Origin of the sequence: Rhizobium sp. RHZ01 (genome assembly GCF_014851595.1) — a bacterium.
Classification (GTDB): domain Bacteria; phylum Pseudomonadota; class Alphaproteobacteria; order Rhizobiales; family Rhizobiaceae; genus Rhizobium; species Rhizobium altiplani.
Map to the genome: position 1 here is coordinate 18,078 of NZ_JACUZZ010000012.1, position 22,072 is coordinate 40,149.

The 22,072-nt window shown below is 61.3% G+C and carries 20 protein-coding genes; 18 read left to right on the forward strand and 2 right to left on the reverse strand.

Features of this window, described 5'->3' with window-relative positions; all coding sequences use genetic code 11:
- The first annotated feature begins 10 nt into the window (after window positions 1-10).
- From IB248_RS14250 to IB248_RS14315, 14 genes are all read left to right on the forward strand, one after another.
- On the forward strand, window positions 11-790 hold the full coding sequence (locus IB248_RS14250; protein ID WP_018855754.1) for a succinate dehydrogenase iron-sulfur subunit: 780 nt from the start codon (window positions 11-13) through the stop codon (window positions 788-790).
- Window positions 791-1,013: 223 nt separating this feature from the next.
- The gene (locus tag IB248_RS14255) at window positions 1,014-1,523 is read left to right on the forward strand and encodes a protease inhibitor Inh/omp19 family protein (RefSeq protein ID WP_026371592.1); all 510 of its coding nucleotides are present in this window, start codon (window positions 1,014-1,016) and stop codon (window positions 1,521-1,523) included.
- Window positions 1,524-1,571: 48 nt separating this feature from the next.
- A complete protein-coding gene (gene zapE, locus IB248_RS14260) occupies window positions 1,572-2,735 on the forward strand; it encodes a cell division protein ZapE (protein WP_113471984.1) in 1,164 nt (387 codons plus the stop codon).
- A gap of 180 nt (window positions 2,736-2,915) precedes the next feature.
- Window positions 2,916-3,878 (forward strand): malate dehydrogenase, encoded by a 963-nt coding sequence (gene mdh / locus IB248_RS14265; RefSeq protein WP_112655582.1) that lies wholly within the window; start codon window positions 2,916-2,918, stop codon window positions 3,876-3,878.
- Window positions 3,879-3,918: 40 nt separating this feature from the next.
- The gene (sucC, locus tag IB248_RS14270) at window positions 3,919-5,112 is read left to right on the forward strand and encodes an ADP-forming succinate--CoA ligase subunit beta (protein ID WP_018855750.1); all 1,194 of its coding nucleotides are present in this window, start codon (window positions 3,919-3,921) and stop codon (window positions 5,110-5,112) included.
- Window positions 5,113-5,130: 18 nt separating this feature from the next.
- Window positions 5,131-6,036, forward strand: a complete 906-nt coding sequence (sucD, locus tag IB248_RS14275) for a succinate--CoA ligase subunit alpha (protein WP_112655586.1) — start codon at window positions 5,131-5,133, stop codon at window positions 6,034-6,036.
- A 161-nt stretch (window positions 6,037-6,197) separates the two neighbouring features.
- Complete coding sequence (locus IB248_RS14280; RefSeq protein ID WP_018855748.1) at window positions 6,198-9,182, forward strand: 2-oxoglutarate dehydrogenase E1 component; 2,985 nt, start codon at window positions 6,198-6,200, stop codon at window positions 9,180-9,182.
- A 12-nt stretch (window positions 9,183-9,194) separates the two neighbouring features.
- Entirely contained in the window at window positions 9,195-9,512 is a 318-nt protein-coding gene (locus tag IB248_RS14285) for a YciI family protein (RefSeq protein WP_026371591.1), read from the forward strand.
- Between the two features lie 29 nt (window positions 9,513-9,541).
- On the forward strand, window positions 9,542-10,786 hold the full coding sequence (gene odhB / locus IB248_RS14290; protein WP_018855746.1) for a 2-oxoglutarate dehydrogenase complex dihydrolipoyllysine-residue succinyltransferase: 1,245 nt from the start codon (window positions 9,542-9,544) through the stop codon (window positions 10,784-10,786).
- Window positions 10,787-10,864: 78 nt separating this feature from the next.
- The gene (locus IB248_RS14295) at window positions 10,865-11,389 is read left to right on the forward strand and encodes a hypothetical protein (RefSeq protein WP_018855745.1); all 525 of its coding nucleotides are present in this window, start codon (window positions 10,865-10,867) and stop codon (window positions 11,387-11,389) included.
- Complete coding sequence (locus tag IB248_RS14300; protein ID WP_018855744.1) at window positions 11,386-12,138, forward strand: SDR family oxidoreductase; 753 nt, start codon at window positions 11,386-11,388, stop codon at window positions 12,136-12,138. Before IB248_RS14295 ends, IB248_RS14300 begins: the two co-directional genes overlap by 4 nt.
- A gap of 20 nt (window positions 12,139-12,158) precedes the next feature.
- A complete protein-coding gene (locus IB248_RS14305; RefSeq protein WP_169681385.1) occupies window positions 12,159-12,797 on the forward strand; it encodes a LysE family transporter in 639 nt (212 codons plus the stop codon).
- 26 nt (window positions 12,798-12,823) lie between these two features.
- Complete coding sequence (gene lpdA / locus IB248_RS14310) at window positions 12,824-14,230, forward strand: dihydrolipoyl dehydrogenase (protein ID WP_018855742.1); 1,407 nt, start codon at window positions 12,824-12,826, stop codon at window positions 14,228-14,230.
- A gap of 96 nt (window positions 14,231-14,326) precedes the next feature.
- Window positions 14,327-14,830 carry a cytochrome b/b6 domain-containing protein gene (locus tag IB248_RS14315; protein ID WP_026371589.1) on the forward strand — a complete coding sequence of 168 codons (504 nt, stop codon included), beginning with the start codon at window positions 14,327-14,329 and terminating at the stop codon, window positions 14,828-14,830.
- Here IB248_RS14315 and IB248_RS14320 read toward each other — a convergent pair.
- Complete coding sequence (locus IB248_RS14320; protein ID WP_018855740.1) at window positions 14,827-15,906, reverse strand: TraB/GumN family protein; 1,080 nt, start codon at window positions 15,904-15,906, stop codon at window positions 14,827-14,829. The genes IB248_RS14315 and IB248_RS14320 overlap by 4 nt on opposite strands.
- A gap of 80 nt (window positions 15,907-15,986) precedes the next feature.
- Window positions 15,987-16,922, reverse strand: a complete 936-nt coding sequence (locus tag IB248_RS14325; protein WP_018855739.1) for a tyrosine recombinase XerC — start codon at window positions 16,920-16,922, stop codon at window positions 15,987-15,989.
- Window positions 16,923-17,063: 141 nt separating this feature from the next.
- Between IB248_RS14325 and IB248_RS14330 the strand changes: the two genes are divergently transcribed.
- From IB248_RS14330 to IB248_RS14345, 4 genes are all read left to right on the forward strand, one after another.
- Complete coding sequence (locus tag IB248_RS14330) at window positions 17,064-18,011, forward strand: GNAT family N-acetyltransferase (protein WP_018855738.1); 948 nt, start codon at window positions 17,064-17,066, stop codon at window positions 18,009-18,011.
- Between the two features lie 21 nt (window positions 18,012-18,032).
- Window positions 18,033-19,169, forward strand: a complete 1,137-nt coding sequence (locus IB248_RS14335; RefSeq protein WP_018855737.1) for an AAA family ATPase — start codon at window positions 18,033-18,035, stop codon at window positions 19,167-19,169.
- Between the two features lie 60 nt (window positions 19,170-19,229).
- A complete protein-coding gene (locus IB248_RS14340) occupies window positions 19,230-21,446 on the forward strand; it encodes a primosomal protein N' (RefSeq protein WP_113471981.1) in 2,217 nt (738 codons plus the stop codon).
- Between the two features lie 77 nt (window positions 21,447-21,523).
- Window positions 21,524-21,913: a hypothetical protein gene (locus tag IB248_RS14345; protein WP_025658205.1), complete on the forward strand. Its 390-nt coding sequence runs from the start codon at window positions 21,524-21,526 to the stop codon at window positions 21,911-21,913.
- Window positions 21,914-22,072: the final 159 nt, after the last annotated feature.

Consider the following 22,072-nt stretch of genomic DNA (forward strand, 5'->3'; position numbering starts at 1 on the left):
GGAACCGGACATGGTTGAACTCGCTCTTCCCAAGAACTCCCAGATCCGCGAAGGCAAGGTATGGCCGAAGCCAGCGGGCGCGAAGAACACTCGCGAATTCCGCGTCTACCGCTGGAGCCCGGATGACGGACAGAACCCGTCGATCGACACCTTCTATATCGATGTCGACGATTGCGGTCCGATGGTGCTCGACGGTCTGCTCTACATCAAGAACAAAATCGACCCGACGCTGACGCTGCGCCGTTCCTGTCGTGAGGGCATCTGCGGCTCCTGCGCGATGAACATCGACGGCACGAATACGCTCGCCTGCACCAAGGGTCTCGACGACATCAAGGGCGCGGTGAAGATCTATCCGCTGCCGCATCTGCCTGTCGTCAAGGACCTGGTCCCGGATCTCACCAACTTCTATGCCCAGCACCGCTCGATCGAGCCATGGCTGAAGACGGTTTCGCCGACGCCGGCCAAGGAATGGAAGCAGAGCCATGAGGACCGCCAGAAGCTCGACGGCCTCTACGAGTGCATTCTCTGCGCTTGCTGCTCGACTTCCTGTCCGAGCTACTGGTGGAACGGCGACCGCTACCTCGGTCCGGCCGTTCTCCTGCAGGCTTACCGCTGGCTGATCGACAGCCGCGACGAAGCGACCGGCGAGCGTCTCGACAATCTCGAGGATCCGTTCCGTCTCTATCGCTGCCACACGATCATGAACTGCGCGCAGACCTGCCCGAAGGGCCTGAACCCTGCCAAGGCAATCGCCGAAATCAAGAAGATGATGGTCGAGCGTCGTGTTTGATCAATCCAGCAAAAGGGCCGCGGATGCGGCCCTTTTCTTTATCCGCTCGCGAAGCCTTAATCTGTCCGGGATTGCGCCAAATTTGTCTCGGCGTTACGGCGTTGCTCCCACATCGACACAATTTCTCCTCGCGCTGGCTTGATTCAGTACAGCCTTTCAAGATAATTCCGCCGTGATTGCGCGGCAACTTCAGGGCAATACTGGAAAAATCAGGAGTATGATGATGCAGTTCAGACATATGGCGACAGGTCTCGTGGTTATTCTGTCGTTAGCTGGCTGCCAGCGCACCGCCTATGACAATGCAAGCTTTAGCCAGCCGGCGCCGCTGACGGCCCAGCCGGTTCCTTCGGTTCAGGGCGGACAGCTTCCGCCGCCTTCCGGTGCTTCCCAATTCCCGGCCGCTCCAACGGCCACGGCGCCAGTCGCCGGCGGCCAGCCCGGCGCGATGGCTGCGAATGCGATGGATGTCACGAAGGAATCGATGGTCGGCAGCTGGCGCGTCAACGGCTCCTGCGACATGTTCCTGACGCTCACCAATCTCGGCAGCGGCTCGCGTGGCGGTACGCGCGGCTGCGTCGGCGAACTGACGGCGATGGGCTCCTGGGAAGTTTCAGGCAAGCAGGTTATCCTGAAGGACCGCAGCGGCAACCAGATCGGCAGCGTCTACAAGACCGCCGACAACGCTTTCAGCGGCCAGACCAATACCGGTCAGCCGATCAGCCTCAGCCGTTAAAAGATCCGGCGGCGAAGGCCGCCGATCCTGCATAGGCGGACCTCCTTTATGCAACCCATGCCAGACTACACCCTGAGCGTCAGTGAACAATTGAAGTCGCTGACGGCTTCGGGCGCGCTTCAAATCGATTCAGCCCAGATGCACGTGGCGAAATGCCTGGATCGGGTACTGTCGGGGTTGAAGCAGCGGCGGCCGGCGGCAAAGGCAAGCGCTCTCGGCTGGTTGTTCGCCAACAAGAAGAAGCCGGCGGAAGCAGTCAAGGGACTCTACATTCATGGCAGCGTCGGCCGCGGCAAGACGATGCTGATGGATATGTTCTTCGGCATGGCGCCTTGCGCGAAGAAGCGGCGCGCGCACTTCCACGAATTCATGGCCGACGTGCACAACCGCATCGCGGCACACCGGCTGAAGCTCAAGCAGGGCGAGACCAAGCAGGCCGATCCCATTCCGGTCGTTGCTGCTGCCCTCTATGACGAAGCCGAACTGCTGTGCTTCGATGAGTTTACCGTGACTGACATCGCCGACGCGATGATCCTGTCGCGGCTGTTTTCCGAACTTTTCCGGCGCGGGTGCCTGCTGGTCGCGACCTCCAATGTCGAGCCCAACAACCTCTACAAGGACGGCCTCAATCGGAGCTTGTTCCTGCCCTTCGTCGATCTCCTGAAGCAGAACGTCGAGATCGTGACACTGGACTCGCCGACTGACTACCGGATGGAGAAGCTCGACAGCCAGCCGGTCTATCTGACGCCGATCGATAACCGGACCGACATGGCCATGGATGCATCCTGGATGCAGGCGCTTCACGGCCGAAAGGCGCAGCCGCTGGAGATTCCGATGAAGGGGCGGTCGATCCACGTGCCGCTGGCAGTTGATCGGCTGGCGCGGTTTTCGTTCGCTGATCTCTGTGAAAAGCCGTTGGGTGCCGCGGACTTTCTGGCCATTGCCGAACGTTTCGACGCCATCTTCATCGATCACGTGCCGCTGCTGGGGCCAGACAAGCGAAACCAGATCAAGCGCTTCATCATCCTGATCGATACACTTTACGATCATGCGGTACGGCTCTATGTCTCCGCTGCGGCGATGCCTGAAAACTTGCTGACACAGGCGCGTGGCACCGAAGGCTTCGAATTCGATCGTACTGTCTCGCGACTTTTCGAAATGCGCAGTTTGGAATATCTTGCATTGCATCACGAGCGGCGGGCCGCGGAGTAACGTTCTGGCGACAAATAATCTTACGTTTACGTAAGAATTTTATGATCTAAACGATTGAAATTCCTTGCTCAAAAATAATCATTTGCCATTTTTTGGCTTTGGAGCTATGCGATTGCGGCATTGGGCGATGCCCCCTCCGCGCGTCGCCTGACGAATTTTGATCGCAAAGGAAACAGCGAAATGGCGCGTAACAAGATCGCACTCATTGGTTCTGGCATGATTGGTGGCACGCTGGCGCATCTCGCCGGCCTGAAGGAACTGGGTGACATCGTTCTCTTCGATATCGCCGACGGCATTCCTCAGGGTAAGGGCCTCGACATCGCTCAGTCCTCTCCGGTCGAGGGCTTCGACGCCAACCTGACGGGCGCCAGCGACTATTCGGCGATCGAGGGTGCTGATGTCTGCATCGTCACCGCCGGTGTGCCGCGCAAGCCGGGCATGAGCCGCGACGACCTTCTCGGCATCAACCTCAAGGTCATGGAACAGGTCGGCGCCGGCATCAAGAAGTATGCCCCGAACGCTTTCGTCATCTGCATCACCAATCCGCTCGACGCGATGGTCTGGGCGCTGCAGAAGTTCTCCGGCCTTCCGGCCAACAAGGTCGTCGGTATGGCCGGCGTTCTCGACTCGTCGCGCTTCCGCCTGTTCCTGTCCCAGGAATTCAACGTTTCCGTACAGGACGTCACGGCATTCGTTCTCGGCGGCCATGGCGACACGATGGTGCCGCTCGCCCGCTATTCGACGGTTGGCGGTATTCCGCTGACGGATCTCGTCACGATGGGTTGGGTCACCAAGGAACGCCTCGAAGAAATCATCCAGCGTACCCGTGACGGGGGTGCCGAAATCGTCGGCCTGCTGAAGACCGGCTCGGCCTACTATGCGCCGGCTGCTTCCGCGATCGAAATGGCCGAGTCCTACCTCAAGGACAAGAAGCGCGTCCTGCCTTGCGCAGCACAGCTGACTGGCCAGTACGGCGTCAAGGACATGTATGTCGGCGTTCCCACTGTTATCGGTGCCGGCGGCGTCGAGCGCGTCATCGAGATCGACCTCAACAAGGCCGAAAAGGAAGCCTTCGACAAGTCGGTCGCTGCTGTCGCCGGTCTTTGCGAAGCCTGCATCAACATTGCGCCTGCGCTGAAGTAATCAGACCGCGCGCTGACGCAATCCAAACAGGAATAGATCCATGAATATTCATGAATATCAGGCCAAGGCTCTGCTGAAGGGCTATGGCGCGCCGGTCGCAAAAGGTGTGGCGATCCTCAAGGTCGAGGAAGCCGAAGCTGCCGCCAAGTCGCTTCCGGGCCCGCTTTATGTGGTCAAGAGCCAGATCCATGCCGGCGGCCGCGGCAAGGGCAAGTTCAAGGAACTCGGCGCCGACGCCAAGGGCGGTGTTCGTCTCGCCAAGTCGATCGACGAAGTCGTTGCTCACGCCAAGGAAATGCTCGGCAACACGCTGGTAACGGCGCAGACGGGCGAAGCTGGCAAGCAGGTCAACCGCCTCTACATCGAAGACGGCGCCGATATTGCCCGCGAACTCTATTGCTCGCTGCTGGTCGACCGCTCGGTTGGCCGCGTTGCCTTCGTCGTCTCGACCGAAGGCGGCATGGACATCGAGGCTGTCGCTCACGATACGCCCGAGAAGATCCACACGATCGCTATCGATCCGGAAGCCGGCGTCACCGCGGCTGACGTTGCTGCGATCTCCAAGGCTCTCGAACTGACCGGCGCCGCCGCCGAAGACGCCAAGTCGCTGTTTCCGGCGCTCTACAAGGCATTCGGCGAGAAGGACATGGCTCTCCTCGAGGTTAACCCGCTGATCGTCATGAAGGATGGCCACCTGCGCGTTCTCGACGCCAAGATGTCATTCGACGGCAATGCGCTGTTCCGCCACGACGACGTCAAGGCGCTGCGCGACGAGACCGAGGAAGACGCCAAGGAAATCGAGGCCTCGAAGTGGGATCTCGCCTACGTAGCCCTCGACGGCAACATTGGCTGCATGGTCAACGGCGCCGGTCTCGCCATGGCGACGATGGACATCATCAAGCTCTACGGCAAGGAGCCGGCAAACTTCTGCGACGTCGGCGGTGGCGCCGGCAAGGAGAAGGTCGCTGCAGCCTTCAAGATCATTACGGCTGACCCGAAGGTCGAGGGCATCCTCGTCAACATCTTCGGCGGCATCATGCGTTGCGACGTCATCGCCGAAGGCGTTGTCGCAGCTGTGCAGGAAGTCGGTCTGAAGGTTCCGCTCGTCGTTCGCCTCGAAGGCACCAACGTCGAACTCGGCAAGAAAATCCTCAACGAGTCGGGTCTGGCGATTACGGCTGCCGACGATCTCGACGACGCGGCGAAGAAGATCGTCGCGGCGATCAAGGCCTAATCCGGAAGGACCGAAAGAATGTCTATTCTCGTCAACAAAGACACCAAGGTTCTCGTTCAGGGCCTGACCGGCAAGACCGGTACCTTCCACACCGAACAGGCGCTTGCTTACTACGGTACCAAGATGGTCGGCGGTATTCACCCGAAGAAGGGTGGCGAAACCTGGTCGTCGGGCGTCGACGGTACCTCGCTGCCGATCTTCGCAAGCGTTGCCGAAGCCAAGGAACGGACCGGCGCCGATGCGACCGTGATCTACGTCCCGCCGGCCGGTGCTGCTGATGCGATCATCGAGGCGATCGAGGCCGAAATCCCGTTCATCACCTGCATCACCGAGGGCATCCCGGTCATGGATATGGTGCGCGTCAAGGCCAAGCTCGACAAGTCGAAGTCACGCCTGCTCGGACCGAACTGCCCGGGCATCCTGACGCCGGAAGAGTGCAAGATCGGCATCATGCCGGGCTCGATCTTCCGCAAGGGTTCGGTCGGCATCGTTTCCCGTTCAGGCACGCTGACCTACGAAGCGGTGTTCCAGACATCCAACGAAGGCCTCGGCCAGACGACGGCTGTCGGTATCGGCGGCGACCCGGTCAAGGGCACCGAGTTCATCGACGTGCTGGAAATGTTCCTGGCCGATGAAGCCACGACCTCGATCATCATGATCGGCGAAATCGGCGGCTCGGCTGAAGAAGACGCGGCCCAGTTCCTGATCGACGAAGCCAAGAAGGGCCGCAAGAAGCCGATGGCCGGATTCATCGCGGGCCGTACGGCTCCGAAGGGCCGCACCATGGGTCATGCCGGTGCTGTCGTTTCCGGCGGCAAGGGCGACGCGGAATCGAAGATCGCGGCCATGGAATCGGCTGGCATCAAGGTTTCGCCTTCGCCGGCGCGCCTCGGCAAGACGCTGGTTGAAGTCCTCAAGGGCTAATCCAATCTATAACCCGGGCAACGGTTTTCGCCGCTCGCCCGGGTCTCGACTTTGAAATGGAATGAGCCGCGGACAGGCGGCTATCGACAGATGCGGCAAGCCGGTCGAGTATCCGGCGGAATCACAAGTCAGGAGGCGGACGAAAGCGTCCGCGTGCAACCATGGCACGGCAAGAAGCCAACGAGCAGTTTCAGATTACCTCGTTCCTGGATGGCGCCAATGCTGCCTATATCGAGCAGCTCTATGCGCGCTATGAAGAAGACCCGAGCTCGGTCAACGAGGAATGGCGGTCCTTCTTCAAGGCTCTGGAAGACAATCCGGAAGATGTGAAAAAGGCGGCCAAGGGTGCATCCTGGCGCAAGACGAACTGGCCCCTGCAGCCGAAGAGCGATCTAGTTTCGGCGCTCGACGGCGATTGGGGCACTGTTGAAAAGATCATCGAGACCAAGGTCAAGGGCAAGGCGGAAGCATCAGGCAAGCCGACCGAAGGTGCCGACATCCTGCAGGCGACCCGCGACTCCGTCCGCGCCATCATGATGATCCGCGCCTATCGCATGCGCGGCCACCTGCATGCCAAGCTCGATCCGCTCGGGATCGCAGCACCCGTCGAAGACTACAAGGAACTGTCGCCCGAAGCTTACGGTTTCACGCAGGCCGACTATTCCCGCAAGATCTTCATCGACAACGTTCTCGGCCTTGAATACGCCACCCTTCCCGAGATGATCGAGATCCTCGAGCGCACCTACTGCTCGACCCTCGGCGTCGAATTCATGCATATTTCCAATCCGGAAGAAAAAGCCTGGATCCAGGAGCGCATCGAAGGTCCGGACAAGGGCGTTGCCTTCACCCCGGAAGGCAAGAAGGCGATCCTTGCCAAGCTGGTCGAGGCCGAAGGCTACGAGCAGTTCCTAGACGTGAAGTTCAAGGGCACCAAGCGCTTTGGTCTCGATGGTGGCGAATCGCTCATCCCGGCGCTGGAGCAGATCCTGAAGCGCGGCGGCCACCTCGGCCTTCGTGAAGCCGTATTCGGTATGGCCCATCGCGGTCGTCTGAATGTGCTTTCGCAAGTCATGGGCAAGCCGCATCGCGCGATTTTCCACGAATTCAAGGGCGGTTCCTACGCGCCTGACGAAGTCGAAGGTTCCGGCGACGTCAAGTACCACCTCGGCGCCTCCTCCGACCGCGAGTTCGACGGCAACAAGGTCCACGTCTCGCTGACGGCCAATCCGTCGCACCTTGAAATCGTTGACCCCGTCGTCATGGGCAAGGCTCGCGCCAAGCAGGACATGGGCGCCACCGTCTGGGACGGCGATACCATTCCGCTGTCGGAGCGCGCCAAGGTTCTGCCGCTGCTGATCCACGGCGACGCGGCGTTTGCCGGCCAGGGCGTGATTGCCGAAATCCTCGGCCTGTCGGGCCTGCGCGGTCACCGCGTTGCCGGCACGATGCACGTCATCATCAACAACCAGATCGGCTTCACCACCAACCCGGCCTTCTCGCGTTCGTCGCCCTATCCGTCCGACGTCGCCAAGATGATCGAAGCGCCGATCTTCCACGTCAACGGCGACGATCCGGAAGCAGTTGTCTATGCTGCCAAGATCGCCATGGAATTCCGCATGAAGTTCCACAAGCCCGTTGTGGTCGACATGTTCTGCTATCGTCGCTACGGCCACAATGAAGGCGATGAGCCGTCCTTCACTCAGCCGAAGATGTACAAGGTCATCCGCGCCCACAAGACGGTGCTGCAGATCTATGCGGATCGCCTCGTTGCCGAAGGCCTGCTGACCGATGGCGACGTCGAGAAGATGAAGGCTGACTGGCGCGCGCATCTCGAGCAGGAGTTCGACGCCGGGCAGAGCTACAAGCCGAACAAGGCCGATTGGCTGGATGGCGAGTGGTCGGGCCTGCGCACGGCTGACAACGCCGACGAACAGCGCCGCGGCAAGACCGCCGTTCCGATGAAGACGCTCAAGGATATCGGCCGCAAGCTTTCGGAAATTCCGCAAGGCTTCCATGCACACCGCACGATCCAGCGCTTCATGGAAAACCGCGCCAACATGATCCAGACGGGCGAGAATCTCGACTGGGCGATGGCCGAGGCGCTTGCCTTCGGTTCGCTTGTTGTCGAAGGCCACAAGATCCGCCTTTCCGGTCAGGATTGCGAGCGCGGTACCTTCTCGCAGCGTCATTCGGTTCTCTACGATCAGGAGACGGAAGAGCGCTACATCCCGCTGGCGAACCTGTCGTCCAACCAGGCTCGCTACGAAGTCATCAACTCGATGCTTTCGGAAGAAGCGGTGCTCGGCTTCGAATACGGCTATTCGCTGGCTCGCCCGAATGCGCTGACCCTTTGGGAAGCCCAGTTCGGTGACTTCGCCAACGGTGCGCAGGTCGTCTTCGACCAGTTCGTCTCCTCGGGCGAACGCAAGTGGCTGCGCATGTCGGGTCTCGTCTGCCTGCTGCCGCATGGCTACGAAGGCCAGGGTCCGGAGCACTCCTCGGCCCGCCTCGAGCGCTTCCTGCAGCTTTGCGCCGAGGACAACATGCAGGTTGCCAACGTCACGACGCCGGCGAACTACTTCCACATCCTGCGCCGTCAGCTGAAGCGCGACTTCCGCAAGCCGCTCGTGCTGATGACGCCGAAGTCCCTGCTGCGTCACAAGCGGGCTGTTTCCAGCCTTGCCGAACTCGCTGGCGAGTCTTCCTTCCATCGCCTCCTCTGGGACGATGCGGAGGTCATCAAGGACGGCCCGATCAAACTGCAGAAGGATGCGAAGATCCGCCGCGTGGTCATGTGCACCGGCAAGGTCTACTACGACCTTCTGGAAGAGCGCGAAAAGCGCGGCATCGACGACATCTACCTGCTGCGCGTCGAACAGCTCTATCCGTTCCCGGCAAAGGCGCTCATCAACGAGCTTTCCCGCTTCCGGAACGCCGAGATGGTCTGGTGCCAGGAAGAGCCGAAGAACATGGGCGCATGGTCGTTCATCGACCCGTATCTGGAGTGGGTGCTCGCCCACATCGATGCGAAGTACCAGCGCGTCCGTTACACCGGCCGTCCGGCTGCCGCTTCGCCGGCAACGGGTCTGATGTCCAAGCATCTGTCGCAGCTCGCCGCATTCCTCGAGGATGCGCTGGGCGGTTAAGGGATCGGGGCGATGGCATATTTCTTCTTCAGACTTGTGCCGCCTCGCCCCCGTTTCCCCTACGACGCGACCGGGGAGGAAATGGCCGCGATGAAGCGCCATGCCGCCTACTGGCACCAGAACGCGGAACAGGGATCGGCGATCGCCGTCGGTCCCGTCTTCGAAGGTGAAGGAGGCTGGGGCATGGCAGTCGTCTCGGTGGAGGATCAGCAGGCAGCGCAAGCGCTTGCCGATGCCGATCCGATCATCCAGTCCGGTTACGGTTTTCGCTTCGACATATTGCCAATGCCCTCGATCATTCTCCGGCCGTCAGGAGCCGGAAACGAATAAACGAACACAAGCAAATCAGGATTTGAACAATGGCCACAGAAATCCGCGTTCCAACTCTCGGTGAATCCGTCAGCGAGGCAACCGTCGGTACCTGGTTCAAGAAGGTCGGCGATGCCATCAAGGCCGACGAACCGATTCTCGAGCTTGAAACCGACAAGGTGACCATCGAAGTGCCCGCACCGGCTTCCGGTACGCTGTCCGAGATTGTCGCCCAGGCTGGCGAAACCGTCGGTCTCGGCGCGCTGCTCGGCCAGATCGCCGCAGGCGCTGGTGCCGCCGCCGCCCCGGCTGCTGCTGCTCCCGCCGCCGCCCCGGCAAAGGTAGCCGAACCGGCTGTCGCTGCCGCCGCTGCTCCGGCAGCTGCTGCTTCCGCGATGCCGCCGGCACCGGCTGCCGCCAAGATGCTCGCCGAAAACAACCTGTCGGCCGATCAGATCGACGGCAGCGGCAAGCGTGGCCAGGTTCTGAAGGGCGACGTGATCGCTGCTGTTGCCAAGGGCATCTCCGCCCCGGCTGCCGCTGCCGCTCCTGCCGTTCCGGCTGCCGCCCGCGGCCCGTCGACTGTCGAGGATGCGGCTCGCGAAGAGCGCGTGAAGATGACGCGCCTGCGCCAGACGATCGCCAAGCGCCTGAAGGACGCACAGAACACGGCTGCCATGCTGACCACCTACAACGAGGTGGACATGAAGGCTGTCATGGACCTGCGCGCCAAGTACAAGGACGTCTTCGAAAAGAAGCATGGCGTGAAGCTCGGCTTCATGGGCTTCTTCACCAAGGCTATCACCCACGCGCTGAAGGAACTTCCGGCTGTTAACGCCGAGATCGACGGCACCGACATCATCTACAAGAACTTCTGCCACATCGGCATGGCCGTCGGCACGGACAAGGGCCTCGTCGTCCCTGTCATCCGCGACGCGGACCAGATGTCGATCGCTGAAGTCGAAAAGGAACTGGCGCGTCTCGCAAAGGCTGCGCGCGATGGCTCGCTCTCGATGGCCGACATGCAGGGCGGCACCTTCACGATCACCAATGGCGGCGTTTACGGCTCGCTGATGTCCTCGCCGATCCTGAACGCGCCGCAATCCGGCATCCTCGGCATGCATAAGATCCAGGACCGTCCGGTCGTCGTTGGCGGCCAGATCGTCATCCGTCCGATGATGTATCTCGCGCTCTCCTACGACCACCGTATCGTCGACGGCAAGGAAGCCGTGACCTTCCTCGTCCGCGTCAAGGAAAGCCTGGAAGATCCGGAGCGCCTGGTTCTCGATCTCTAAGCATTCGACTGGGCCGCGTGAGCGGCCCTTTCCACCTCAGCGGGGCGCGCAATGTCGCTGGCAATCTCCACAGGGCGTATGACCGGGATGCCTCCCTTTGCCAAGGGTAGGGTCTGGGCGTCGCTCGCGTTTTTGCTGGCGCTGCCTGCGACTGCTTTTGGTGCTCCCGATTGCACGCAGGCAAGTGCCGTCTATGCCGACCGCGACGGCGCCTACGAGCTTCGCTTTACGCCGATCAATTCGGAAGCAGCCGCTGCCAGAAACCGGTTCACGCTAAAGGTTCTCAAAACTTCGATCGAGCTGGACGGCTATGTGATGCCGTCCGACGATCCGGAACGCGCCGTCGGTATCCTGATGTTCAACTGCCCTGGCGGCGACGTGACGGGCGCCGATCTGGATGCCTGCACGATCTGGCGGGGCACGGTCTATAGCGTAAACGCCAAGGGCGAAATCGACAATCTGCAGTCCGAAGCCGCGGCAGCCACCGAGAATATCTTTCTGCCGGGTCTCGGCCCGGCGATCCGCCAATCGCAGATATGGGGCAACGACAAGGCGACGGTTGCGCCGTGGGATGTCCTGGCATTCGAGGAGTGCGCGAAATGACACAACGACCCGTCCTTCTCGTTACCGGCGGGAGCCGAGGCATCGGTGCGGCGGTCTGCCGTCTCGCTGCCCGCCAGGGCTGGGACGTCGCCGTGAACTACGCCGCGAACCGCGCCGCTGCCGATGCTATCGTCTCCGAGGTCAAGGCAGAGGGTGGCGACGCCATCGCCATCAAGGGCGATGTCGGCAGCGCGCAGGATATCGTTTCGATGTTTCAGGCCGTCGACAGGCATTTCGGACGGCTGGACGGGCTGGTCAACAATGCCGGCATCGTCGATGCCAAGCAGCGCGTCGACGAGATGAGCGTCGAGCGGCTTGAACGGATGATGCGTGTCAACGTGACCGGTTCGATCCTCTGCGCGGCCGAGGCCGTTCGCCGCATGTCGTCGAACCACGGCGGCAAGGGCGGGGCGATCGTCAACATTTCGTCAATGGCAGCGGTGCTGGGCTCGGCCTCGCAGTATGTCGACTACGCTGCCTCGAAGGCCGCGATCGATACGTTCACCGTGGGCCTGTCCCGCGAGGTGGCGAATGAGGGCGTGCGTGTGAACGCTATCCGTCCCGGCGTCATTGATACCGACATTCATGCATCCGGCGGCCTGCCGAACCGCGCACGCGACCTCGCACCGAGCATTCCGATGCAGCGGCCCGGCACGGCAGAGGAGATAGCCGATGCGGTCCTCTACCTTCTCTCGCCGACGGCTTCCTATATAACGGGCGCCATACTCAACGTCAGCGGCGGCCGTTAGGGCACGGAGACCATATCGCCATGCAATACTTCTTCGAATTTCTCGGCCTCATGGCCGTCTTTTCGATCTTCATCGTCGTACCGGGCGCCGACTTTGCGGTCATCCTGCGCCAGAGCATCGTGCACGGGCGCCGTGCCGCCATGATGACCGGCCTCGGCATGGGCTTCTCGCTGCTCTTTCACATCAGCTACACGATCCTCGGCCTTGGCCTGATCGTCTCCAAATCGCTGATGCTGTTTGCCATGATCAAATGGGCCGGCGTCGCCTATCTCGTCTACCTCGGCATCAAGTCCTTCCGCGAGCCGGGCTTCAACGTGAATGAGATCGAGGTGACGGACGAAGACCGCGCGCCGATCTCGGCGCTGAAATGCCTCGGCATGGGCTTCATCACCAACGCGCTCAATCCGAAGCCGGTCCTGTTCTTCCTGTCCCTCTTCTCGACGCTGGTGCATCACGATACCCCGGCGCTGATCCAGTTCAGCTACGGCATCGGAATGGCCACCGCACTCGTCGCCTGGTTCGCCGGCGTCTCCACTTTCTTCACCGTAAAGCCCATTCGCGACCGCTTCATCGCAAGCGGCAGATGGTTCAACCGTATCACCGGCGCCGCACTGGTCGGCTTCGGTTTCCGCCTCGCGCTCGCCCGCGCGGCTGACTAAGCAAATAACGAAAAGGAAAAGAAACAATGTCCTACGATGTGATCGTTATCGGAACCGGCCCTGGCGGCTACGTCGCTGCCATCAAGGCAGCCCAGCTCGGCCTCAAGGTCGCTGTCGTTGAAAAGCGCGCAACGTTCGGCGGCACGTGCCTGAACGTCGGCTGCATCCCGTCCAAGGCGCTGCTGCATGCCTCCGAAATGTTCCATCAGGCTGGCCACGGCATGGACGCGCTCGGCATCGAGGTCGCTGCTCCGAAGCTGAACCTCGGAAAGATGCTGGCGCACAAGGATGCGACGGTAAAGGCCAACGTCGATGGCGTTGCCTTCCTCTTCAAGAAGAACAAGATCGATGCATTCCAGGGGACCGGCAAGATCGTATCGGCTGGCAAGGTTTCCGTGACTGCCGAAGACGGCAAGGTCCAGGAAATCGAAGGCAAGAACATTGTCATCGCGACCGGCTCCGACGTGGCAGGCATTCCGGGCGTGAAGGTCGATCTCGACGAGAAGGTGATCATTTCCTCAACGGGCGCGATCGCGCTTGAGAAGGTGCCGGAAACGATGATCGTCGTCGGTGGTGGCGTCATCGGTCTCGAGCTCGGTTCCGTCTGGTTGCGCCTCGGCGCCAAGGTCACCGTCGTCGAATATCTCGACACGATTCTCGGCGGCATGGATGGCGAAGTCTCCAAACAGTTCCAGCGCATGCTCGCCAAGCAGGGTGTCACCATCAACCTTAGCTCCAAGGTGACGGGCGTTGAGAAGGGCGGCAAGGGTGCCAAGGTTACCTTCGAGCCGGTCAAGGGTGGCGATGCACAGACGCTCGACGCCGAAGTCGTTCTGATCGCGACTGGCCGCACGCCATACATAGCCGGCCTCGGTCTGGAAGAAGCAGGCGTTAAGCTCGACAATCGTGGCCGCGTCGAGATCGACGGACACTTCCGTACCAACGTGCCTGGTATCTACGCGATCGGCGACGTGGTGAAGGGTCCGATGCTGGCTCACAAGGCTGAAGACGAAGGCGTGGCGCTCGCCGAAATCCTCGCCGGTCAACATGGCCATGTGAATTATGACGTCATCCCGAGCGTCGTCTACACGCAGCCGGAAGTCGCCTCCGTTGGCAAGACCGAGGAAGAGCTGAAGGCGGCAGGCATCGCCTACAAGGTCGGCAAGTTCCCCTTCACCGCGAACGGCCGAGCCCGCGCGATGCTGGCGACCGACGGTTTCGTGAAGATCCTCTCCGACAAGGAAACGGACCGCGTCCTCGGCGGCCATATCGTCGGCTTCGGCGCCGGCGAGATGATCCACGAGATCGCCGTTCTGATGGAGTTTGGTGGTTCCGCGGAAGATCTCGGCCGCACCTGCCACGCGCACCCGACCATGTCGGAAGCGGTTAAGGAAGCGGCTCTCGCCGCCTTCTTCAAGCCGATCCATATGTAATATTAAATTTTCGCAATATGGGATGGGCCGCTTGCTTCACAGCAGGCGGCCCATTTACCTTAGAACGGTTCTAATTGCTGTTTTGAGGATAGATACATGCCTACTGATTCTCGTGATGCATATAGCCTCCCACAGCGATTGCTGCATTGGGTCATGGCGCTCATGATCTTTTTCAACCTGCTCTTTCCGGATGGTATGAACGCTTGGAACCGGACGGTTCGTCATGGTGGCATCCCCTCGGCAGATCAGATCGCGTCTGCCAATGTGCATGCCTATGTCGGCATCGGCATTCTCGTTCTGGCAATCTTTCGCGTTTGCCTGCGCCTTATTCAGGGCGCGCCCGCTGAACCGGCGGCGGAGCCGAAGATATTCCGGATTGGCGCCAAGGTCGCGCATGCAGCGCTGTATCTGCTCATCTTCCTCCTGCCGCTGACCGGCATGATGGCTTACTATCTAGGGATCGATTTTTCCGGCGAGCTTCATGGCGGTATCCTCAAGGCAATCCTCTGGGCTTTGATCGCGGCGCATGTTGCCGGCGCGCTGGCCCACCAGTTCTACTGGAAGACCAATGTTCTCAGGCGCATGACCGTCGGGAGCTAGTTGACGGCCGTCACCGTGAAGCCCTGCTTGCGCAGCAGTTCGATGACGCCGCCTTCGCCGGGAAGATGGAGCGCGCCGACGGCCATGAAGACGTTGCCATTGGCAAGGATCGGGGCTGCTCGCTCGGCCATCACCTTGTTGCGGTCGAGAATGATGCGCTGTTCGAAGGCGGCATAGTCGCCGTCCTCATCCTCGCCGTCGGGCGAGACTGTCTTCAGCATCGGAATGGTCATGCCGATATCGCCGGAGAGGTAGAGATCGGTCATGGTTTCCACCACGTCGTTCATCTTGGAACCCAAGGCCAGCGTCTCGATCAGCGACTTCATGTGGAATTCGGTCGGCAGCTCGGCCATTGCCTGCAGCTGCTCGGCAAGCGTTTCCAGGCCCTTGACCTGCTTGCCCCCAGCAACGGCATCTGCGGCAATCTTCTGATCGAGGAACTGTACGCCCTTCGCCTTGCGGGCCATTTCGCAGCCGGGCAGGGCAACAACGCTTGATATCATCCAGGGGCGCATGCGCGAGACCGCGGCAAGTGGGATGCCGCGCTGCTTCAGGCCTTCCTCCAGACGAACGTAGTCGTCGTGAGACAGAAGCTGTTCAATCGTCGTCCCGTCCGTGAACATCATCAGTTCAGGCTTCATCAGCAGAGCGGCGGAAGCCTTCTTCTCGTCGAGGATCTCGTCGGATTCAATGACGATCGTGTCGGCAGCGTCATGGGCTGCCTGCGTGCGTGGTGGGAGTGTCAGCACGCGCGGATCGGTCACATGCATGCTGCCGAGCAGCCAGGACGGGGCTATCCCCGCCTTCTCGATCTTCCAGAAAATGCCCTTGCCGTTCGGCACGGCATCGGCCTCCTTCACCACTTCGGCGTAGCGGGCGGCATCGCTCTGCTTGAGATCGGTCAGGATATTGTGGCCGGTACAGGCATCCTCGTCGGCCGCTGCGGCGGGGGACACCGAGAACAGCGCAGCGATCAGGGTTGCCGCAAGCAGCATGTGAAAGGCGGCAATCAGCCAGAGCAGGAGATTGCTCGGCGATGCGATGTGCAGGCTGCGGTGGCCGATGGAGATCGTCATGATGGTGTTCCGGTCACTATGATCGCTAAGCCTACGCCCAGCGTGCGGATATTCCCTTAAGAGAAGCCGTTAACAAAAGATTACGCCCGGGGATGGGCACGGTCGTAAACTTCAAGCAATCGTGAGGAATCCACACCTGTATAGACCTGGGTGGTGGAAAGGCTGGCGTGGCCGAGCAATTCCTGGATGGTTCTCAAATCGCCGCCACCTGCCAACAGGTGGGTGGCAAACGAATGGCGCAGCGCATGCGGTGTCGCTGTTTCCGGAAGGCCGAAGGCGCTGCGCATCTTTTGCATGGTGCGCTGAATGATCGCAGCTTGCAGTTTGCCGCCGCGCGCGCCGCGAAAGAGGGGTTCTTCGCCTTCGAGATGATAGGGGCACAAAGACCGGTATTTCTCGACGGCGTCGAAGACGACGGTGAGCATCGGCACAAGGCGGGTCTTGTTGCCCTTGCCGGTTATGCGCAGCGTGGCCGCGCCGCGGTTGAAGTTGCCAGGCGTCAGATCGAGCGCTTCGGAGATGCGCAGACCGCAGCCGTAGAGCAGTGTGAAAACGGCGGCATCGCGTGCGGCAATCCAAGGCTCTTCGTGCAACTGAGCCTCGTCGCTGACGACAGTGATGGCCTGCCGGTCGGATAAGGGTTTCGGTAGTGATTTCGGCTGCTTCGGCGAGCGGACGGCACTGACGCCAGCGGCATTCACCAGTCCCTTCTTTTCGAGGTAACGCAGGAGGGAACGCAGCCCGGCGAGACTGCGACCGAGCGAACGAGCGCCGGAGCCCTCTTTGCGTCGCGCCGCCAGAAAAGCACGGAAGTCCGCGGGCCTTAACGCCTGGATATCTTTCAGCGTTGCGGGGCCGCCGAGGTGACCGGTCAGAAACGTCAGGAACTGACGCGTATCACGCTCGTAAGCATCGAGCGTGTGCTCCGACAGACGTCGCTCGCGAGCCAGGCTATCGAGCCATGCCGAGCGCTCGGCCATCAGGCCGGGGTCGGCGATGATCAGGAGTTCGTTCACGTATCCGGCCTTGAATTTGCCAATCCTGCCGCCAATTCTGAAGGAGCGATAGTTATGGAATTCCTAATGCCGGCCAAGTGCTTGTCATGCTTCTATCATATCATTCCACGTGACCGGTTTCCCAACGACGCAGGATCTTGAATGTCACGGCGCCATCCAACGACCGCAATTGGACAGTTCGCGGAGACGATCGCGCTCGTCTCCCATGGCAAGCCGGGCCACATCGTCGATACCTTGATCGCCGAGCGTGGGCAGAAGATCGTGAAGCATCCGCTCTGGCCCGTCATGCGGCCGTTCCTCCACACACTGCTGCGCTACAACAGGGCGATCAGCTTCGCCAATGACGTTGCGAAAATGCCGGGGCTCCAGTGCTTCGAGTACATGAGCAACCTGCTGAAGCTCGAGATCAATATTCGGCACGGCGAACGCATTCCGGATAGCGGCGGCTTCATGCTCGTCAGCAACCATCCGACCGGGATCGCCGATGGCGTTGCCGTGTTCGACCTCCTGAAAACCAAGCGGCCGGACATCATGGTGTTTGCCAACCGCGATGCCATACGCGTCAATCCACGTTTTGCCGAGGTCATCATTCCGGTGGAATGGCGCGAGGAATACAAGAGCAAGCTGAAGACCCGTGAGACATTGCAGATCACCAACCGTGCCGTCAAAGAAGGCAAGGCGACGGTTCTTTTTCCGTCTGGGCGCATCGCTTATTGGGCGAACGGCCGGCTGAACGAACGTCCCTGGAAAACCTCCGCCGTCGGCCTTGCGCGGAAATACAATCTGCCGATCCTGCCGGTACACATGACGGCGCGGAACTCGGGCCTATTCTACTGGTTCGCGAAATGGTCGACCGAGCTCAGGGACATGACGGTCTTTCACGAGCTTCTGAACAAGCGCGGCGACCGATTCGACTTCGTGGTCGGCAATCTGATCCCGGTGGAGCATCTCGACGGCGACATCAACGAAGTCACCAAGGCATTGGAAGACCACACTGTCCATGCGCTCGCCGCGGATGGTGACACGCAATTCCTGCCGTTGGTTCCGCCTGCGGAACCGGAACTGGTCGGTGCCCATTCAATTCCCTAATCGGATAGGCTAAAGCGAGGCATGCTGCTCCGCTCGATGTTCGCCCAGAACTACCGGTCCCTGCGATCGATCCGCATGGATCTTTCGGGGATCAACCTTTTCATCGGCGAAAACGGGGTCGGAAAATCCAATCTCTACCGGGCTCTCCAGCTCATCCAGGCGGCAACGCGCGGACGTCTGGCGCATGAGATCGCCGCCGAGGGCGGGATGTTCTCGGCGTTGTGGTCCGGCCCGCGCCGGGATGTCGACGGGCCGTTCCGGATTCGCCTCGAGGCGGAGCTTCTGGACGAGGAAAGGGCGATCACGTTCCGGTATAGGGTCGAGGCCGGTCTACGACCGCCGGCGGCTGCGGCGGGATTTCCCTTTGAACCGCAAATCAAGACCGAAGAGCTTTCGATCGAGACCGGAACCCGACCTGTCACGATGATGAAGCGTGCCGGCCCGGCGATTTCCGTTCGCGGGCCGAATGGGCGGATGCAGGATTATCCCGAGCAGGCGCTGACCTCGGAAACCGCGATCGCACTGCTTGGCGACGCTGGGCACTATCCCGAGATTGGGACATTCCGCCGTGCGATCGACGGCTGGCGCTTCTTCCACGGCTTCCGGACGGATCGTTTCTCACCGCTGCGCGCACCCTGCCTTGCGGTCACGGCGCCACTGCTCGATGAGGACGGCAGCAACATTGCAGCGGTCTTCGCAACGCTGGTGCATACGCGGGAGGATACGGTCGATCTCGATCGTGCCGTCGCCGCTGCCCTCGGCGGTGCGCGACTCGCGGTGCCGCTGCCCGAGGAGACGGCGTCGTTCGGCCTTTCCTTTCCCGAATTTCCGAACCGCGTGTTCCAGCCGCGCGAACTGTCGGACGGGCAGATACGGTTCCTCGGCCTGGCCGCGGCGCTGATGTCCTATCGGCTGCCGCCACTGATTGCGCTCAACGAACCGGAAGCAAGCCTGCACCCCGATATGTTGTTGCCTCTGGCGGACATGATCGCGGAGGCGGCCCGCAGCAGCCAGATCTGGATCGTTACGCATTCGGAAGCGCTGGCGGCCGCCGTGCGCGAGAAATGCGGCGCCTGTGCCCGCCATGTCGTGCGGCGGGACGGCGCCACGTGGATCGAGGGCATGCGGCTCACCGGCGTAGTCGACGAGGACGAGTAGGCTGGTGACGGACGTCTTGCAGGTTTTCTTTTCGCGCCGATCCGGGCATGGTCTCGCCCGATGAGCACAGATTCGTCCGATCTCTTTGGAGCGTTGTTTGAGACGCCGCCGGCAAACCGTACGGTTCCGGTGCTCGTTCCCATGCCCGCGCCGAAGCCATATTCATATGCCGTCCCGGAAGGGATGGCGGTGGAACCCGGCTCGGTCGTCCAGGTGCCACTCGGTCCGAGGCAGGTGATCGGCGTCGTCTGGGACGGCGGCGAAGACAATGTCGATCCGAAGAAGCTGAGGCCGATCAGCCATGTCTTCGATTGCCCGCCGCTGAGCAAGGAGATGCGCGACTTCATCGATTGGGTCGCGAGCTACACGCTGTCCCCGCCGGGACTGGTGGCGCGCATGGCGCTGCGTGCGCCGAATGCCTTTGAACCGGAACCGATGGTGGAGGGCCTGCGCTTCGTTGGCGGCGAGCCGGAGCGGATGACGCCAGCGCGCGCCCGGGTGCTCGACATTGCGGGCGACGGCCTGTCCTGGACGCGAAGCGGGCTTGCCCATGCCGCGGGCGTCTCGACGAGCGTCGTCGACGGTCTGGTAAGCCAGGGCATTTTCGAAACCGTCTTCCTGCCGCCACCGCCGGTGGTCGCCAAACCCGATCCCGAATTCGTGGGCGCGCGGCTGGAAGGCCCGCAAAGGGAGGCGGCCGACGAGATTCTCGCCGAAGTTCGAAAGGGTGAGTTCGCCGTCTCGCTGATCGACGGCGTCACCGGTTCGGGAAAGACGGAAGTCTATTTCGAGGCGATCGCGGAAACGCTGAGACGCGGCAAGCAGGTTCTGATTCTGCTGCCGGAGATCGCGCTGACGGCAAGCTTTCTCGAGCGCTTCCAATATCGTTTCGGTGCCAAGCCCGCCGAATGGCATTCCGATCTGGCCCCGCGCACCCGCGAGAAGGTCTGGCGTCAGGCGGTCACCGGCGAGGTCCGCGTCGTTGCCGGCGCGCGTTCGGCTCTGTTCCTGCCGTTCGAGGATCTAGGTCTTATCATCGTCGATGAAGAGCATGATCCGGCCTACAAGCAGGAGGACCGTGTCTATTACAATGCGCGCGACATGGCGGTCGTGCGTGCGCGCATCGGCGATTTCCCGGTGGTTCTCGTCTCCGCCACCCCCTCGGTCGAAAGCCAGGTCAATGGGCAGAGCGGGCGTTACAGCACCATTCACATGCCGACCCGATTCGGCGATGCGGCGTTGCCGGATCTGCACTTGATCGACATGCGCCGCCATGCCCCCGAGCGCGGCGGCTTCCTGTCGCCGGTCCTGATCCGCGCGATCGGCAAGACGGTCGAAAAGCAGCAGCAGGCGCTCCTCTTCCTGAACCGGCGGGGCTATGCGCCGCTGACGCTCTGCCGCGTCTGTGGACATCGCTTCCAGTGCCCGCAGTGCTCCAGCTGGCTCGTCGAACACCGGTTCAAGAGGCAGCTGCAATGCCATCAGTGCGGCCATGCCGAGCACACCCCGGAAGCCTGCCCCGAATGCGGAACGCTTGATCACCTCGTTGCCTGCGGACCGGGCGTCGAACGCATTGCCGAGGAGGTGGAACGCCATTTCCCCGAGGCGCGAACCATCGTCCTCTCGTCCGACATGATGGGCGGCGTCAAACGGTTGCGCCTTGAGCTCGAGGCCATTGCCAAGGGCGAGGCCGATATCGTCATCGGCACGCAGCTTGTCGCCAAGGGTCACAATTTCCCGCTGATGACGCTGGTCGGCATCGTCGATGCCGATCTCGGCCTCGCCAATGGCGACCCGCGTGCCGCCGAGCGTACCTTTCAGCTGCTGTCGCAGGTGACGGGCCGCGCCGGCCGCACCGGCCTGAAAAGCCACGGCCTGTTGCAGACCTACCAGCCTCAGCATCCCGTCATGCAGGCGATCGTGTCGGGCGATGCAAGCGCCTTCTACGAACGCGAGATCGCCGAGCGGGAGCGCGCCATCCTGCCGCCGTTCGGACGGCTGGCGTCGATCATCGTTTCGGCGGAAACGCGCCATGATGCGGAAAACCATGCCCGCGGCATCCGAAACGCCGCGCCTCATGTCTCCGGCATCTCGGTGCTCGGGCCTGCGGAAGCGCCGCTTGCGCTGGTGCGCGGCCGCTATCGCTTCCGGCTTCTCGTGCATGGACGGAGGAACTCGGACATGCAGGCATTTCTCAGGGCCATGCTTGCGCAGGCGCCGAAGGAGCGCGGATCGGTGCATGTACAGCTCGACGTGGATCCCCAAAGCTTCCTGTAGATCGCTCCCGAACGGGCTTTTGCCGGGCAAGCCAATCATGGCATAAGGAAGCCGAAACAAGGGATTCGGGGTCGATGATGGATTTTTACTTTCCAACGGAGCTTGGGGAACAGCTCGCTTTCGCAGCCGCCGCGTTCGCGGCGCTGGCGGGCTTTGTCATCATGTTCGCGCCAGGTTATGCGATGCGGTTGTTCGGCCTCATGCCGCGCGAGGGCCGCCGTGACGGCTACGCCGAGCAACGATCGGTCGGCGGTTTCTATCTCGGCTTCGGTCTCTCGGCCATCATGTTGGCGCAGAACTGGATCTACATGGCCCTTGGCGCCTCCTTCGCCATGGCCGCATTTGCGCGCATCATTTCGCTCCTTTCAGATAAGGGGAGCACGATTCTCAACTATTTACTTCTGGTTGTGCAAATCGTTCTGGCTGCGCTTCCGCTCGCCTATGTATTTGGTTTCTTTTCCGCTTGAGTTGAGCTGATATTTCTCGCGCTGAGCACTTCGCTGCCGGGCTTTGAGCATTTTTGCGTTAGAAATCGATGGGAAAGCCGTATTCGGGCGTTACGCGTGTTGCGAGTCCGAACATCCTATGTTAGACGGACCCCGAATTTCGGAAGAAGCAAGAGGCTC

What these genes read in the sequence shown, in the direction of transcription:
- IB248_RS14250 (WP_018855754.1), top strand. Translation starts at nt 11, where the DNA reads ATGGTTGAACTCGCTCTTCCCAAGAACTCCCAGATCCGCGAAGGCAAG.
- IB248_RS14255 (WP_026371592.1), top strand. Translation starts at nt 1,014, where the DNA reads ATGCAGTTCAGACATATGGCGACAGGTCTCGTGGTTATTCTGTCGTTA.
- zapE (WP_113471984.1), top strand. Translation starts at nt 1,572, where the DNA reads ATGCAACCCATGCCAGACTACACCCTGAGCGTCAGTGAACAATTGAAG.
- mdh (WP_112655582.1), top strand. Translation starts at nt 2,916, where the DNA reads ATGGCGCGTAACAAGATCGCACTCATTGGTTCTGGCATGATTGGTGGC.
- sucC (WP_018855750.1), top strand. Translation starts at nt 3,919, where the DNA reads ATGAATATTCATGAATATCAGGCCAAGGCTCTGCTGAAGGGCTATGGC.
- sucD (WP_112655586.1), top strand. Translation starts at nt 5,131, where the DNA reads ATGTCTATTCTCGTCAACAAAGACACCAAGGTTCTCGTTCAGGGCCTG.
- IB248_RS14280 (WP_018855748.1), top strand. Translation starts at nt 6,198, where the DNA reads ATGGCACGGCAAGAAGCCAACGAGCAGTTTCAGATTACCTCGTTCCTG.
- IB248_RS14285 (WP_026371591.1), top strand. Translation starts at nt 9,195, where the DNA reads ATGGCATATTTCTTCTTCAGACTTGTGCCGCCTCGCCCCCGTTTCCCC.
- odhB (WP_018855746.1), top strand. Translation starts at nt 9,542, where the DNA reads ATGGCCACAGAAATCCGCGTTCCAACTCTCGGTGAATCCGTCAGCGAG.
- IB248_RS14295 (WP_018855745.1), top strand. Translation starts at nt 10,865, where the DNA reads ATGACCGGGATGCCTCCCTTTGCCAAGGGTAGGGTCTGGGCGTCGCTC.
- IB248_RS14300 (WP_018855744.1), top strand. Translation starts at nt 11,386, where the DNA reads ATGACACAACGACCCGTCCTTCTCGTTACCGGCGGGAGCCGAGGCATC.
- IB248_RS14305 (WP_169681385.1), top strand. Translation starts at nt 12,159, where the DNA reads ATGCAATACTTCTTCGAATTTCTCGGCCTCATGGCCGTCTTTTCGATC.
- lpdA (WP_018855742.1), top strand. Translation starts at nt 12,824, where the DNA reads ATGTCCTACGATGTGATCGTTATCGGAACCGGCCCTGGCGGCTACGTC.
- IB248_RS14315 (WP_026371589.1), top strand. Translation starts at nt 14,327, where the DNA reads ATGCCTACTGATTCTCGTGATGCATATAGCCTCCCACAGCGATTGCTG.
- IB248_RS14320 (WP_018855740.1), bottom strand. Translation starts at nt 15,906, where the DNA reads ATGACGATCTCCATCGGCCACCGCAGCCTGCACATCGCATCGCCGAGC.
- IB248_RS14330 (WP_018855738.1), top strand. Translation starts at nt 17,064, where the DNA reads ATGTCACGGCGCCATCCAACGACCGCAATTGGACAGTTCGCGGAGACG.
- IB248_RS14335 (WP_018855737.1), top strand. Translation starts at nt 18,033, where the DNA reads ATGCTGCTCCGCTCGATGTTCGCCCAGAACTACCGGTCCCTGCGATCG.
- IB248_RS14340 (WP_113471981.1), top strand. Translation starts at nt 19,230, where the DNA reads ATGAGCACAGATTCGTCCGATCTCTTTGGAGCGTTGTTTGAGACGCCG.
- IB248_RS14345 (WP_025658205.1), top strand. Translation starts at nt 21,524, where the DNA reads ATGGATTTTTACTTTCCAACGGAGCTTGGGGAACAGCTCGCTTTCGCA.